The organism is Pseudoxanthomonas sp. Soil82, assembly GCF_040446535.1.
GTDB lineage: Bacteria > Pseudomonadota > Gammaproteobacteria > Xanthomonadales > Xanthomonadaceae > Pseudoxanthomonas > Pseudoxanthomonas kaohsiungensis.
Map to the genome: position 1 here is coordinate 1 of NZ_JBEAAK010000001.1, position 14,124 is coordinate 14,124.

At 70.3% G+C, this 14,124-nt stretch carries 9 protein-coding genes; 2 read left to right on the forward strand and 7 right to left on the reverse strand.

Going from position 1 to position 14,124, the window contains the following annotated elements:
• Nucleotides 1–923 precede the first annotated feature (923 nt).
• Nucleotides 924–1,382, reverse strand: a complete 459-nt coding sequence (locus tag ABKA19_RS00005) for a hypothetical protein (RefSeq protein WP_353687105.1) — start codon at nucleotides 1,380–1,382, stop codon at nucleotides 924–926.
• Between the two features lie 580 nt (nucleotides 1,383–1,962).
• Between ABKA19_RS00005 and ABKA19_RS00010 the strand changes: the two genes are divergently transcribed.
• Complete coding sequence (locus ABKA19_RS00010; protein WP_353687106.1) at nucleotides 1,963–2,970, forward strand: integron integrase; 1,008 nt, start codon at nucleotides 1,963–1,965, stop codon at nucleotides 2,968–2,970.
• A gap of 18 nt (nucleotides 2,971–2,988) precedes the next feature.
• On the opposite strand, the gene ABKA19_RS00015 is transcribed toward ABKA19_RS00010, so the two are convergent.
• The 3 genes from ABKA19_RS00015 to ABKA19_RS00025 all read right to left on the reverse strand — a co-directional run bounded on the left by ABKA19_RS00015 (nucleotide 2,989) and on the right by ABKA19_RS00025 (nucleotide 7,241).
• Entirely contained in the window at nucleotides 2,989–4,326 is a 1,338-nt protein-coding gene (locus tag ABKA19_RS00015; RefSeq protein WP_353687107.1) for a GntT/GntP/DsdX family permease, read from the reverse strand.
• Nucleotides 4,323–6,329, reverse strand: a complete 2,007-nt coding sequence (locus ABKA19_RS00020) for a YjhG/YagF family D-xylonate dehydratase (RefSeq protein WP_353687108.1) — start codon at nucleotides 6,327–6,329, stop codon at nucleotides 4,323–4,325. Before ABKA19_RS00020 ends, ABKA19_RS00015 begins: the two co-directional genes overlap by 4 nt.
• Before the next feature lie 93 nt (nucleotides 6,330–6,422).
• Nucleotides 6,423–7,241, reverse strand: a complete 819-nt coding sequence (locus tag ABKA19_RS00025) for a fumarylacetoacetate hydrolase family protein (protein ID WP_353687109.1) — start codon at nucleotides 7,239–7,241, stop codon at nucleotides 6,423–6,425.
• 166 nt (nucleotides 7,242–7,407) lie between these two features.
• Between ABKA19_RS00025 and ABKA19_RS00030 the strand changes: the two genes are divergently transcribed.
• Nucleotides 7,408–7,734, forward strand: coding sequence for a hypothetical protein (locus ABKA19_RS00030; protein ID WP_353687110.1), 327 nt, complete (start codon nucleotides 7,408–7,410; stop codon nucleotides 7,732–7,734).
• Nucleotides 7,735–7,778: 44 nt separating this feature from the next.
• On the opposite strand, the gene ABKA19_RS00035 is transcribed toward ABKA19_RS00030, so the two are convergent.
• The 3 genes from ABKA19_RS00035 to ABKA19_RS00045 all read right to left on the reverse strand — a co-directional run bounded on the left by ABKA19_RS00035 (nucleotide 7,779) and on the right by ABKA19_RS00045 (nucleotide 14,088).
• The gene (locus ABKA19_RS00035) at nucleotides 7,779–9,365 is read right to left on the reverse strand and encodes a mannitol dehydrogenase family protein (protein ID WP_353687111.1); all 1,587 of its coding nucleotides are present in this window, start codon (nucleotides 9,363–9,365) and stop codon (nucleotides 7,779–7,781) included.
• 207 nt (nucleotides 9,366–9,572) lie between these two features.
• A complete protein-coding gene (locus tag ABKA19_RS00040) occupies nucleotides 9,573–12,341 on the reverse strand; it encodes a glycoside hydrolase family 3 C-terminal domain-containing protein (protein ID WP_353687112.1) in 2,769 nt (922 codons plus the stop codon).
• A 58-nt stretch (nucleotides 12,342–12,399) separates the two neighbouring features.
• Nucleotides 12,400–14,088 (reverse strand): glycoside hydrolase family 43 protein, encoded by a 1,689-nt coding sequence (locus tag ABKA19_RS00045; RefSeq protein ID WP_502945707.1) that lies wholly within the window; start codon nucleotides 14,086–14,088, stop codon nucleotides 12,400–12,402.
• Nucleotides 14,089–14,124: the final 36 nt, after the last annotated feature.

Sequence of the window (14,124 nt, forward strand, 5' to 3'; positions counted from 1 at the left end):
CCGAGCACATCGACCGCTCACCTCAAGGCCGAATACACGACTGCAACCGTTCCGCTTCCCAACGATCGAACATCAGCTGCGGCAAACCTGCTTGACGGAGGAGTCCATACATGAATTGTTAGGCATCACCTGTACGTAAACACACTGCGACGGAAGGCCTCTTGGTACACCTCCGCCGCATGGCCAGGACAACGCCTCTCCAGCTCTCTCAAAAGCTCCATGCACTCACCGACGGGAGTGGCGCGGATGCCTGGCAGATGATCCCATTTCCCTTCAGCGAACTCCACGCTGAGCTCGTTTGATGCCTCGCGAAGCGCTTCTCGTGCTTGGTGCTTTCGTTTCGTCATGGTCAGCGATTGCTTGGTGTGATGCCTAACGCCGGAGTTAAGCCGCGCCGCGAAGCGGCGTCGGCTTGAACGAGTGGTTAGGCCGGCGAGCCATCAGGCAAGAAGCCTGGACGACCGAGTAGCCAGCCCGCCGATTGTGCGACGCGCACTCCGACCGAACGCCTGCTCCGCGCCCGACCCGATGCGATGCCGCACGCCAACGATCCATTGCGATTCCCCTACCGAAGTCCGACGACCCATCCCAAACACGAACGCCACAACCCGCCTAACGCCGGAGTTAAGCCGCGCCGCGAAGCGGCGTCGGCTTGAACGAGTGGTTAGGCCGGCGACCCATCAGGCAAGAAGCCTGGACGACCGAAACGCCAGCCGACTGATTGTGCGAGACGCGCTCCGAACGAAGGCCTTCCCCGCGCCCGACCCGCTGCGATGCCGCACGCCAACGATCCATTGCGATTCCCCTACCGAAGTCCGACGCCCCACCCCAAACACGAACGCCACAACCCGCCTAACGCCTGAATTAAGCCGTGCCGCGAAGCGGCATCGGCTTGAATGAATTGTTATACCTAGCCACAGAGACTAACGAGTTTCCTTGAACTGCCAAATTCGTGTCGGCACCCCAGACATCTGATCAACACCATCATGACTTGGCTCGCCAAAGAGTTTTTTGGCGATTGCGAGCGATGGCTCATTATCTGTCTCGATCAAAGACTCTACGTAGTAGCTCTGGCCATACCTTGGCGGAAGGTCTTTCTTGAATTGGTCAAGGCATTGCCGGATAAATGGTGACGTTAGGCCTTGCTCCCTGAGGCTCTCAAGAGTGCCGTAGAAAAGACAGAAGCACGGCAAGCCATTGAGCGGCTCATTTTCATCAAGCACGACAAGTTGCTGAACCTTCAAACCTTCTAGGCGAGCATACGTGTAGCGCTCTGTTCGCAGCCCCTGATCTATCTCCACGAACAGATCTTCGGTGTCTGGCACCCGACGCATACGGAAGCCTTGCGAAAACGCCTGCTCCAGCAACTTGAATCCAGTCATCGGATTCTGATGTTCGTGCATGTTCCCCCCTGATGATCGCTAAAAGCTCAAGCTAGGTATAACGCCTGAATTAAGCCGACCCGCGAAGCGGGTTCGGCTTGAATGAATTGTTAGGAATCACCGCCGCGCCCACTTGTTAGCAGGAGCCAAGAGAAACCTAGCGTGCGCCAGAAGGTAGCCCAAGGCAAAAGAAGCAGCCAGTAGAGCATTGTTGGAAGAGGTGTCGCTTAGCACCACTAAAGCAAGAAGCGTCATCACGGCCACGAACCAGCGCCAAGAAACTTTTCGTAGATCCTCGTAAGAGTCATAGCCGAAAAATGAGCTGAAGAGCTTGCCCCGGCTCCTAGATAGAAGAATCCAGTAGACCAGGTAGCCAACCGGGAATATTAGTAACGGCGCGTATGACTTCATGTGATGCCTAACTACCAGTAGACCCCCAGCGGGGGTGTAGCGCCGAGTGTGTGGCCCGCTCCGGGCGGGCGTCAATGCGGGAATTCCTACACCGATCACGGACTTGTCCAATGGCGGCAGGGCCCGCCTCGGGTCACTTTGCCGGTAAAGGCGGCATGGAGGCCCCGATATGTCTTATGACGGCGAGCTGGCCCCGTTATCGGGCGGGCCGGCAGCGGCGCGCGAGCCGCGCCTGCTGGACCAGGTGCGGGCGCGGCTGCGGCTCAGGCACTACAGCCGGCGCACCGAACAGGCTTACGTGTACTGGATCCGCCGGTATATCCGCGTGTGGCTGCCACGGCACCCGCGCGAGCTGGACGGGGCGGCGGTGGAGGCTTTCCTCACTGGTCTGGCCACCCGCGACGACGTCGCCGCCAGCACCCAGAACCAAGCCCTGTCGGCGCTGTTGTTCCTGTACCGCGAGGTGCTGGGGGTGGAGCTGCCGTGGATGGAGAACGTGGTCCGGGCCAAGCGGCCGCGACGCCTGCCGGTGGTGCTGGCACGGGCACAGGTGGCGCGGCTGCTCGAGCGCCTGGCCGGGCGCGAGGCGTTGATGGCCGGGCTGCTCTACGGCAGCGGCCTGCGCCTGATGGAATGCGTGCGCCTGCGGGTCAAGGACGTGGGCCTGGCCCGCAACGAGCTGGTGGTGCGCGACGGCAAGGGCGGCAAGGACCGGGTGACGGTGCTGCCGGCCGCGATCAGGGAGGGGCTGGAACGGCAGCTTGCGGCGGTGCGCGAGCTGCACGCGCGCGACCTGGCCTGCGGCGCCGGCCGCGTGTACCTGCCGCATGCGCTGGCGCGCAAGTATCCGAATGCGCCGGCCGAGCTGGCCTGGCAGTACGTGTTCCCGGCCACGCGGCTCTCGGAGGATCCGCGCGACGGCGTGCGCCGGCGCCATCACCTCGACGAGAAGGTGCTGCAGAAGGCGGTGCGCGGCGCAGCGCTGGCCTGCGGGTTCGACCGGCCGGTCACGCCGCACACGCTGCGCCACTGCTTCGCCACCCACCTGCTCGAATCCGGCGCCGACATCCGCACCGTGCAGGAGCTGCTCGGGCACAAGGACGTGGCCACCACCCAGATCTACACCCACGTGCTCAACCGCGGCGCGCTGGGGGTGCTCAGCCCGCTGGACCGTTGAAACCCGGACGACGCCCGGCTAGGCGGCGGGCGGGGGCCCGCCGCTCCAGCCCAGCACCAGGTCCAGCAGCAGCACCCCGCCCAGCCCGATCACCGAGATCAGCGACTCCATCACCGTCCACGACTGGAAGGTCTGCGCCATCGACAGGCCGAAGAACTCCTTGAACATCCAGAACGCGGAGTCGTTGACGTGCGAGCCGAACACGCTGCCGGCGCCCACCGCCAGCACCATCAGTTCGGGCGAGGCGCCGGTGCTGGCGATCAGCGGGGCGACGATACCGGCGGCGGTGATCACCGCCACCGTGGCCGAGCCGATCATCACCCGCAGTACGGCGGTGGCCAGCCAGGCGAACACCAGCGGCGGCATGTGCCAGCTCGCGCTGAGCGCGGCGATGCGCGCGCCCACGCCGCTGTCCACCAGCACCTGCTTGAACACGCCGCCGGCGGTGATGATCAGCAGGATCACCGCGATCCCGGCGATGGCCGCGTTGAGCCAGCGCGTCTGCGCCTCCAGGCCGACGCCGCGGCGATAGCCCAGCCACCAGAACGCGACCAGCGTGGCCAGCAGCAGCGCGACCGTGGGATTACCCAGGAACAGCAGCGCGGTGCGGGCCAGGCCCTCGGGCAGCAGCGCGTCGGCCAGCACCGAAATGCTGATCAGCAGCACCGGCGAGAGCGCGACCAGGAACGAGCTCCAGCCGCCGGGCAGTTCGCGCGGTGCTTCGCTGGCGGTGAACAGGTCCGGCAGCGGCGGGTTGACCGACTGCAGCCGCCGGCCCAGCAGCGGACCGGCGATGACCACCGCCGGGACCGCCATGGCGATGCCGTAGAGCAGGGTCAGGCCCATGTCGGCGCCGAACGCGTTGACCAGCACCACCGGCCCCGGGTGCGGCGGCAGGAAGCAATGCGTGGTGCTGAGCGAGGCCACCGTGGGGATGGCCAGGTACAGGATCGGCAGCCCGGTCCGGCGCGCGAGCGAGAAGATCAGCGGTACGAGGATGATGAAGCCGGCGTTGAAGTACAGCGGGATGCCGACCAGGAAGCCGGTCAGCAGCAGCGCCCACTGGATGTGCCGCTCGCCGAAGCGCCCGACCAGGGTGATGGCGATCTTCTCTGCCGCCCCGCTCTCCTCCAGCACCTTGCCCAGGATCGCGCCGAGCACGATCACCAGTGCCAGCCCGCCCAGGGTGCTGCCGACGCCGGCGTCGATGGTCTTGAGCAGCTCGGCCGGCGACATGCCCAGCAGCAGGCCCATCGGAATCGCCACGACCAGCAGCGACAGGAACGGGCTGAGCTTGCGCGCGGTGAGGAAGATCTGCAGCGCTATGGCCGCGGCGATGACCAGGAAGGTGCTCATGCGCGGCCACCCTTCGCGGCCAGGGCCTCGCGCCCGGCGCGCAGCGTTTCGAAGATCGCGTCGACGTCGTACACGCAGCCGCCCCAGGTGCCGCCGCTGGCGTCCTGCAACGCCGCCCACAGCCGGGTGTCGTCCGGCAGGCGCGGATGCGCGGCGATCGCCGGGTGCGGCGCGCGCGCGGCCAGCAGCGCGGCGGCGGCGTCCACTTCGAGGTCACCTTCCGCCTGCGTACCGACCAGGTCGATGCGGCCCTGCAGGGTGTTGCGGTCGATCTCGATCCGCACCGTGTCGCCGTCGCGCAGGCGCCCGATCGGGCCACCGGCCAACGCCTCCGGGCCGACATGGCCGATGCAGGCGCCGGTGGACACGCCGGAGAAGCGCGCGTCGGTGAGTACCGGCACGTGCTTGCCCCAGGGCAGGTACTTCAGCGCCGAGGTGAGCTGGTAGGTCTCCTCCATGCCGGTGCCGGCCGGGCCACAGCCGGCCAGCACCACCACGTCGCCGGCGCGCACCGCGTCGTCGCCCTTGCTCTTGATCGCGCGGATCGCGTCGTGCTCGGAGGCGAACACGCGCGCCGGTCCGATGTGGCGATAGACGTTGTCGGCATCGACCACCGACGGATCGATCGCCGTGGCCTTGATCACCGCGCCGTCCGGCGCCAGGTTGCCGACCGGGAACACCAAGGCGCTGGTCATGCCGGCGGCGCGCGCGGCGTCCGGGCCCATAATCACCGCGTCCGGATCGACGCCGTCGAGTTCGCGCAGGCGTTCGCGCGCCCGCCGCCGCGCATCGCTGGCTTCCCACCAGGCCAGGTTCTCGCCCACGGTGCGGCCGCTGACGGTCAATGCGTCCAGGTGCAGCAGGCCCATGTCGCGCAGGTGCAGCATCACCTCCGGCACGCCGCCGGCCATGAACACCTGCACCGTCGGATGGTGGTGCGGTCCGTTGGGCAGCGCGTCGACCAGCCGCGGCGTGGCGCGGTTGGCGGCGATCCAGTCGCGCACCGTCGGCCGCGCCAGGCCGGCGGCGTGCGCGATCGCCGGCACGTGCAGCAGCAGGTTGGTCGAGCCGCCGAACGCGGCATGCACCAGCAATGCGTTTTCCACCGCCTGGCGGGTGAGGATCCGCGACAGCGGCGTGCCGGTGGCCGCCAGCCGCACCAGCGCCAGCGCCGAGCGCCGCGCCATGTCGGTCCACACCGGCTCGCCGGAGGGCGCCAGCGCGCTGTGCGGCAATGCGATCCCCAGCGCCTCGGCGATCACCTGCGAGGTCGCCGCGGTCCCGAGGAACTGGCAACCGCCGCCGGGCGAGCCGCAGGCGCGGCAGCCCATCGCCGCCGCATGCTCCAGGTCGATCAGCCCGTGGGCGAAGCGCGCGCCGATGGTCTGCACCTTGCCCGCGTCCTCGGCGCCGCGCGCCGGCAGGGTCACCCCACCAGGCACGACCACGCCGGGCAGGTCGGCGCAGCCGGCCAGCGCCAGCATCATCGCCGGCAGGCCCTTGTCGCAGGTGGCCACGCCGAGCACGCCGCGGCGCGTGGGCAGCGAGCGGATCAGCCGGCGCATCGTGATCGCCGCGTCGTTGCGGTACGGCAGGCTGTCGAACATGCCGGTGGTGCCCTGGGTGCGACCGTCGCACGGGTCGCTGCACATCACCGAGAACGGCAGCCCGCCGTGCGCGGCGAACGCTTCGGCCGCGGCGCCGACCAGGCGGTCGATCTCCCAGTGGCCGGTGTGCAGGCCCAGCGCGACCGGGCGGCCGTCGGCCGCACGCAAGCCGCCCTGGGTGCTCACGATCAGGTAGGGATCGCGCGCCACCTCGCTGGCGCGCCAGCCCATGCCGGCGTTCTGGGTGAGGCCGAACAGGTCGCCGCTGGGCGCCTCGCGCAGCATCCGCGCGTCGATCGGCAGGTGCCCGTGCGGGCCTTCGCCCGAGGTGCGCGTGGCCGCCAGCGGCGCGCCGTCGCCGAGGATCGCGTCGAGGCCGATGTCCTGCGTGCTCATGGCGGTGCTCCGTTCACGGGTCATGCCGGGTGCGCGGGCCGCGGGCCAGGCGCGACCGCGAACCGGCAGGGGGGCGGATGGCGAGGCCGCGGCTCATCGCACCGGGTTCTCCAGCAGCAGGCCGTCGATGTCGATGCGGACCACGTCGCCGGCCTGCAGGGTGAAGTCCTCGCCCGGGACCACGCCGGTGCCGGTGAACAGGAACGCGCCCCGCGGGAACGCCAGCTCGCGGAACAGCCAGTCGGCCAGTTCCTGCAGCCCGCGCTTGATCTGCGAGGTGCGCGTGGCGCCGACGAACACGGTGGCGCCGCCGCGCGCGATGTCCAGCGCGATCGGCAGGTCGCGCAGCATCTCGGCATCGCACAGCCGGATCGACGGCCCGATCGCGCAGGCGCCGTCGTAGACCTTGGCCTGCGGCAGGTACAGCGGGTTCTCGCCCTCGATGCTGCGCGAGGACACGTCGTTGCCGGCGGTGCAGCCGCGGATCGCGCCGCGCGCGTCCAGCACCAGCACCAGTTCCGGCTCGGGCACGTTCCAGTGGCTGTCGGCGCGGATGCGGATGCCCTCACCGGGTCCGCGCACACGCCAGCCGGGCGCCTTGAAGAACAGCTCCGGCCGCGCCGCCGCGTAGACCTTCTGGTAGACGTCGGCGCTCTGCGACTCGGCCTCGCGCGCCATGCGGCTGCTGAGGTAGGTCACCCCGCTGGCCCAGGCCTCCTGGGTGTCCTCGATCGGCGCCAGCAAAGGACCGTCGGCCGCACCGCCGCGCGGCAGCGCGGCCAGCCGCGCCTGCGCATCGGCCTGCGGCCAGGCCAGCCAGTCGCCCAGGGTGAAGTCAGTTGGCAGGTAGTGGCCGTCGAGCGCCCAGCGCGGGCCGGCTTCGGTGGCATGGCGGGTGAGGGTCGCAGGCATGGCGGGCTCCAACGGCTCGAAGGGAGAGGAAGCGCTATATCTGGTGCGGAAGTTCCGGGCGCCATTGCCGGCGCCCTCGGCTCGCGGTCATGCCCGCTCCTGCAAAGGCCGCCGCGCGGCATCCTTCCTGTAGGAGCCGATTCATCGGCGACCCGACGGCGTCGGCATGGGCGACGTCCTCGCATCGCCGGCGCCCTCGGGTCGCGGTCATGCCCGCTCCTACAAAGGCGCCGGCGCGGCAGCCTTCCTGCAGGCGACGATTCATCGGCGACCCGACGGCGTCGGCATGGGCGACGTCCTCGCATCGCCGGCGCCCTCGGGTCGCGGTCATGCCCGCTCCTACAAAGGCGCCGGCGCGGCAACCTTCCTGCAGGCGCCGATTCATCGGCGACCCGACGGCGTCGGCATGGGCGACGTCCTCGCATCGCCAGCGCCCTCGGGTCGCGGTCATGCCCGCTCCTACAAAAGCGCCGGCGCGGCATCCTTCCTGTAGGAGCCGATTCATCGGCGACCCGACGCCGCCGGTACGCGACAGGCTCACGCCCGCCCATCCGCGGCCAGCGCGGCCGCCACGGCCGCCGGCGACGCATCGCCGAGCGCGGCATAGGCGCGGCGCAACGCGGCGACGAAACGTTCGTCGGCCGACAGCGGCGCGAACACGGCGTCCAGGGCGAGGAATGCATCCACCCCGCCTGCCGCCCCGCCCGCGACCTTGCCCGTCGTCCCGCCTGCCACTCCGTCCACCATCTGACCCACGGTCCCGCCTGCAGTTCCGCCCACCGCTTCGCCTTTCGCTTCGCCGCTGCCGGCCGCGCCGACACGCGCCAGCGTGTCGGCCAGCGGATCGACGATCGGCACGCCATGGCGCGCCTGCCGGCGGACGAAATGCAGCCAGCCGGCCACCGGCAGGCACAGCCGCTCGATCGGCCGCCCGGCGGCGAGCGCGTCGGCGATCGTGCCGAGCAGGCGCACCGGGATCTTCTGCGAGCCGTCCCAGGCGATCTGCGCCAGCCGGTGGGCGATGGCCGGGTTGCGGAAGCGGGCCAGGATCGCGTCGATGTAGGCATCCGGATCGAAACCGCGCGGCAGCTTCAGCGTCGGCACGATGTCCTGCTGCATCAGCCGTTCGACGAAGCCGGCCAGCGCCGGCTCGCGCATCGCTGCGGCCACCGTGTCGATTTCCAGCAGCGAACCGAGGTAGGCCAGCGCCGAATGCGGCGCGTTGAGCAGCCGCAGCTTGGCCCGGTCGTAGCCGGCGATGTCGTCGCTGAGGACCACGCCGGCGCGTTCCAGCGGCGGCCGGCCATGCGGGAAGTGGTCCTCCACCACCCACTGCGTGTAAGGCTCGCGCTGCACCGGCCAGGCGTCCTCCACGCCCGCCTGCGCGGCGACCCATGCGCGCAACGCGTCGTCGCTGGCCGGGGTGATGCTGTCGACCATCGAACGCGGGAAGGCGACGCCGGTTTCGATCCAGTCCGCCAGCCGCGGGTCGAGCTGCGCGGCGAACTGCAACACCGCACGGCGCAGGCGGCCGCCGTTGTCGGCCAGGTTGTCGCAGCTGAGCACGGTGAACGGTTCGAAGCCGCGGTCGCGCCGCGCGCGCAGGCCGGCGACCAGCCAGCCAATCGCACTGGCCGGCATCTCCGGCGACGCCAGGTCGTGGACGATGTCCGGATGCGCCAGGTCGACGCCGTCGGCGGACAGGCAATAGCCCTTCTCGGTGATGGTCAGCGTCACCAGGCGCACGTCGCGGTCGGCCAGGCGTGCCAGTACCGCCTCCGGCTCCTGCGGTGCGCACAGCAGCTCGCGGATCGAACCGACCACCCGCAGCGCCGGCCGCTCGCCCTGCAGCACCAGCGTGTAGAGGCCATCCTGCGGCCGCAGCGCGTCGCGCACGCCGGGGCTGTGCAGCGACACCGCGCAGATCGCCCAGGCCGGATCGGCGTCGAGCACCGCATCCAGGTACGCGGCCTGGTGCGCGCGATGGAACGCGCCCGGACCGAAGTGGACCACGCCGATGCGGGTGCGCGTGCGGTCGTATGCCGGCCGCGCGACATGGGCCGGCAGGCCGGCGAGCGTGGCATCGCACAGTCGGGGTGGCACGGGCACGGCGGAATCGCTCATCGGGGTCCTGGCCTGCGTCGGAACAGGGGCCCGGGCCACCGGGCCGATGCAACACGGATCACCGGCTTGCCGGCGCGGCGGGCCGTCGCGACGGCCCGGCAGAGGGTGAGGCGGTGCGAAGCCGACGGCCTGGGAGGTGCCGGCGACTCCGCACGCGCCTCGGCCGGCCCCCTCCTGGAGAGACGGAGGAAGGCCGGCTGGAACGCATCAGTCCTGCTCCACCGCCAGCCGGGTGCGGGCGCGGATGTCGGCGCTGGAAGCACCGACCTGCAGCTCGTACTCGCCCGGCACCACGGCGTAGGCCTGGGCCTGCTCGTCGTAGTGGCGCAGGTCCTTGCCCGGATCGAGGGTGAAGACCACGTCGCGCGCCTCGCCCGGCTGCAGGTGCACGCGCTGGAAGCCGCGCAGCTCCTTCAGCGGCCGCCCGTCGCCCTGCGGCGCGCGCGCGTACAGCTGCACGACCTCGTCGCCGGCGCGCGCGCCGCTGTTGCGCACCGTGACCGTGGCCTTGACCGGCTGCCCCGCGCTGGCGCGCGTGCGGTCCAGGCGCAGGCCCGAGTAGTCGAACGTCGTGTACGACAGGCCGTGGCCGAACGGGTACAGCGGCTCGCCGCCGAAGTAGCGGTAGGTGCGCCCGGCCATGGCGTAGTCGTCGAACGCCGGCAGTTTCTCGTCGGCCTTGTAGAAGGTCACCGGCAGCCGCCCGGCGGGATTGGCGTCGCCGAACAGCACGTCGGCCACGGCATTCCCGCCGCGCTGGCCCGGATACCAGGCGACCAGCACGCCCGGCACGTTCTGCTTGGCCCAGTCCACCGCCAGCGCCGAGCCGGTGGTCAGCACCAGCACCACCGGCTTGCCGGTGGCGTGCACGGCCTCCAGCAGTTTCTGCTGGGTCGCGGGCAGGCGGGTGTCGGTGCGGTCGCCGCCGGCGAAGCCGGGATAGTTGACCGTCATCTCCTCGCCCTCGACGTCGCCGGTCAGGCCACCGACGAACACCACCACGTCGGCGTCGCGCGCCGCGGCCACCGCCTCCTCGAACGGCGGCTTCGCGCCCGGCATGCGCCAGGCCAGGCGCACGCCCGCGTCGCGCTCCAGCTCCTGGTATTCCAGGCGGATGTCGTAGGCGCGCCCGGCCTCCAGCTGCACGGTGGCGGCATGCGCCTCGAGGCGGTCGGCCTTGCGCCAGTGGTCGATCACGCGCTTGCCATCGAGGTAGACGCGCACGCCGTCGTTGGCCGCCGCCTCCAGCGTGTACGTGCCCGACACCGGCGGCAGCAGCTGGCCGCTCCAGCGGATGGAGAAGTTGTCGGCGGGCACCGCCTCGTCCGGGCCGGCTTCGCCGCGCGCGAGCAGGTTGTCGGTCGGCGAACCGCGGTCCCAGCTGAAGCCGATCACCGGGTCGACGCGGACCAGCGCCGGCGTGCCGGACAGGCCGGTGTTGCGGAAGTACTCGCCGCGCAGGCCGCGCTCGGTCGCGTTCGTCTCCGCACCGGGAACGGGCGACGGACGCAGGTACTGCGCCTCGACCAGCGGCGTGGCCGCCGGGTCGCTGCGGCCTTCGACCAGGTCGGCGCCGCGGGCGTACACCACTTCCGCCTGCGGTGCCGCCTCGCGGATGCCGCGCAGGATCGTCACCGGGTCGGCCGGCGTGCCGTAGTAGTTGCCGAGCAGGGCCATGGTGTCGTCGGCGGTCGGGCCGACCACCGCGATCTTCCCGGTGTCGCGCGACAGCGGCAGCACGCCGTCGTTCTTCAGCAGCACGATCGAGGCCTGCGCCATCTTCCGCGCCAGCGCATCGTGTTCGGCCGACTGGTTGACCGAGTACGGGATCTGCGCCCACTTCACCTGCGCCGGCGGATCGAACATGCCCAGCCGCATGCGCGCGGCGAACAGCCGGCCGAGCGCGTCGTCGAGCTCGGCTTCGGTGATCAGCCCCTGCTGCACCGCCAGCGGCAGGTGCTTGGCGTAGGTGCTGCCGCAGTTGAGCTCGGTGCCCTTCTTCACCGCCAGCGCGGCGGCCTGTTCGGGGGTCTGGACGATCTTGTGGTTCTTCCAGATGTCCACGATCGCCCAGCAGTCGGACATCACGTACCCCTTGAATCCCCAGTCGCGGCGCAGGGTGTCCAGCAGCAGGAACTGGCTGGCGCTGGCCGACTCGCCGTAGACGCGGTTGTAGGCGCCCATCACCGCGTATACGTCGCCTTCCTTGACCAGCGCTTCGAACGCCGGCAGGTAGGTGTCGTACAGGTCCTGCTTCGAGGGATGCACGTCGAAGGTGTGGCGGTCGGCTTCCGGGCCGCTGTGCACGGCGAAGTGCTTGGCGGTGGCATCGAGCTTGCGGTACTTCGGATCCAGCGGCGCGCCGGTCACCGGGTCCATGCCCTGCAGGCCGCGCACGAACGAGATGCCCATGCGCGAGGTCAGGTACGGGTCTTCGCCGTAGGTTTCCTGGCCGCGGCCCCAGCGCGGGTCGCGGAAGATGTTGATGTTCGGCGACCAGAATGTCAGGCCCTGGTAGCGGCCGTGCTTGCCCTCGGCCAGGAAGCGATGGTGCTTGGCCCGCGCCTCGTCGCTGATCGCCGCCGACACCTGGTCCATCAGCGGGATGTCGAACGAGGCGGCCATGCCGATCGCCTGCGGGAACACGGTCGCCCCGCCCGCCCGCGCCACGCCATGCAGCGCTTCGTTCCACCAGTCGTAGGCCGGCAGCCCCAGGCGCTCGATCGCCGGCGAGTCGTTCTGCATCTGCGCGGCCTTTTCCTCCAGCGTCATCTGCGCCACCAGCGCGGCGGCGCGGTCCTCGAAGCTGCGCGTGGTGTCCAGCCACGGCCGGGCATCGTCGGCCTGCGCCTGCAGCGCGGGCACGGCCGCCAGCAGCGCGAGCACGCAGCCGCGCGCGAGCAGTCGCCGGCGCAGTGCGCCGCGTGCCGGCGTCGCAGGCCGGACCGGCGGCGACAGGGGGTGGTGGGCGTCCATCATCGGGTTCTCTCCTGGCGTTCGTGTCGCGGGGAATCGTGCGGGTGGGGCACGCGTCTCAGCGCGCGGGTTCGAGGCGGGCATGCGGGCCCAGGGTGGCGCCGACGAAGCCGCCGGCCACGTCGGTGCTCAGGACCGTGCCGTCGGCGTCGCGCACCAGCCACTGCACGCCCTTGCCGTCGCCGGCGTCGAAGCCGAAGCCGTAGGTGCCTTCGTTGCCTTCGATGTGCAGGGTCAGCTGCGCGGCCGCCGGCGCCTCCTGGCGGGCCACGAGCTCGACCTCGCCGCCGGCCTTCTTCTCCAGGAACACCTCCGCGCCGTCGCCCTCGCCGGCACGACGCACACCGAGGAAGTACCAGTGCGTCTCGCCCTGGAACGCCGCCAGGCCGGCGGCCACGCCCGGCGCCGGCAGCTCCATCGCGGTGCTGGCCTGGAACACCTGGTGCTGCTGGCGGCGCGCGTAGAACGCCGGGTTGACCATCGAATCCAGCCGTTCGGCCAGCGGGTGGATCGCCAGCCAGCCCGGGCGCGCGCTGCCGTCGTACCACGGCGTCTTGGGCACGCGCGGAGTCATCCAGCCCTTGCCCAGCCCGACGGTGTCGAACTCGTCGCGCCAGGTGAAGTTGCCGGTCATCGGCGCCTGGTCGGCGGGCTTCTTCATGAAAGACGGGCCCGGCAGCACGTACGGGATCTTCTCCCCGTGCGGCAGGATCACCGGCCAGCCGTCCTTCCAGGTCACCGGCAGGAGGAACGCTTCCCGGCCGGTGTTGTAGTGGTCCACGCCGTAGTTGCGGCTGGCCAGGAAGGTCGCCCACCAGCTGCCGTCCGGCCCCTGCACCAGGTCAGCGTGGCCGGCGTTGGTGACCGGCAGCGAGCGGTTGGGGTCCAGGTCGCGCTGGGTCAGGATCGGGTTGTCCTGGTACGGCTCGTACGGCCCCCAGACGTCGCGGCTGCGCAGGATCACCTGCGAATGCTGCGGCCCGGTGCCGCCTTCGGCATTGTTGAGGTAGTACCAGCCGTCTACCTTGTAGATGTGCGGCCCCTCGATCCAGATCGGGTTCTCCTCGGGCTTGACCCCGCCATCGATCAGCACCTTGCGCGGGCCGAACGGCTTGCCGTTGGCGATGTCGATTTCCTGCAGCCAGATCGCGCGGTGGCCGTCGTAGCGCACCGGTACTTCCGGCTCGTCGTTGTTGAGGATGTAGACCTTGCCGTCGTCGTCGAAGAACAGCGACGGGTCGATGCCGCCGATGGTCGGCAGCCAGATCGGGTCGGACCACGGGCCGGCCGGGTCGGTGGCGGTGACGATGAAGTTGCCGCCGGCATCGACCGAGGTGTTGACCACGTAGAAGGTGCCGTCGTGGTACTCGATGGACGGGGCGAACACGCCGCGCGACACGCCCAGGCCGTCGAAGTCCAGCTGCTCCGGGCGGTGGATCGCATTGCCCACCTGCTTCCAGTGCACCAGGTCCTCGCTCTCGAACACCGGGATGCCAGGGAAGAAGGTGAAGGTCGAGGCGACCAGGTAGAACTTGCCATTGGCGGCGGTCACGGCGGGGTCGGAGTGGAAGCCCGACAGCACCGGGTTGCGGAAGCTGCCGTCCGGCACCGGCGCCTCGAAGGCGGCGTCGCGGCCGGTGTACTCGAACCAGTCGAAGTAGGCGGGGGCCGGCGTACCGTCCCCGGAGGGACTGGCGGCGGTCGACTTGCCCTCGCCCCGGTCCGCGCCGCACCCGGCCAGCAGCATCGCCGCCAGCCCCGTCGCCAGCAGCCGCGGCATGCG

Excerpts from the sequence above, each read along its gene's own strand:
- ABKA19_RS00005 (WP_353687105.1), bottom strand. The coding sequence starts at position 1,382 with ATGACTGGATTCAAGTTGCTGGAGCAGGCGTTTTCGCAAGGCTTCCGT.
- ABKA19_RS00010 (WP_353687106.1), top strand. The coding sequence starts at position 1,963 with ATGTCTTATGACGGCGAGCTGGCCCCGTTATCGGGCGGGCCGGCAGCG.
- ABKA19_RS00015 (WP_353687107.1), bottom strand. The coding sequence starts at position 4,326 with ATGAGCACCTTCCTGGTCATCGCCGCGGCCATAGCGCTGCAGATCTTC.
- ABKA19_RS00020 (WP_353687108.1), bottom strand. The coding sequence starts at position 6,329 with ATGAGCACGCAGGACATCGGCCTCGACGCGATCCTCGGCGACGGCGCG.
- ABKA19_RS00025 (WP_353687109.1), bottom strand. The coding sequence starts at position 7,241 with ATGCCTGCGACCCTCACCCGCCATGCCACCGAAGCCGGCCCGCGCTGG.
- ABKA19_RS00030 (WP_353687110.1), top strand. The coding sequence starts at position 7,408 with ATGGGCGACGTCCTCGCATCGCCGGCGCCCTCGGGTCGCGGTCATGCC.
- ABKA19_RS00035 (WP_353687111.1), bottom strand. The coding sequence starts at position 9,365 with ATGAGCGATTCCGCCGTGCCCGTGCCACCCCGACTGTGCGATGCCACG.
- ABKA19_RS00040 (WP_353687112.1), bottom strand. The coding sequence starts at position 12,341 with ATGGACGCCCACCACCCCCTGTCGCCGCCGGTCCGGCCTGCGACGCCG.
- ABKA19_RS00045 (WP_502945707.1), bottom strand. The coding sequence starts at position 14,088 with ATGCTGCTGGCCGGGTGCGGCGCGGACCGGGGCGAGGGCAAGTCGACC.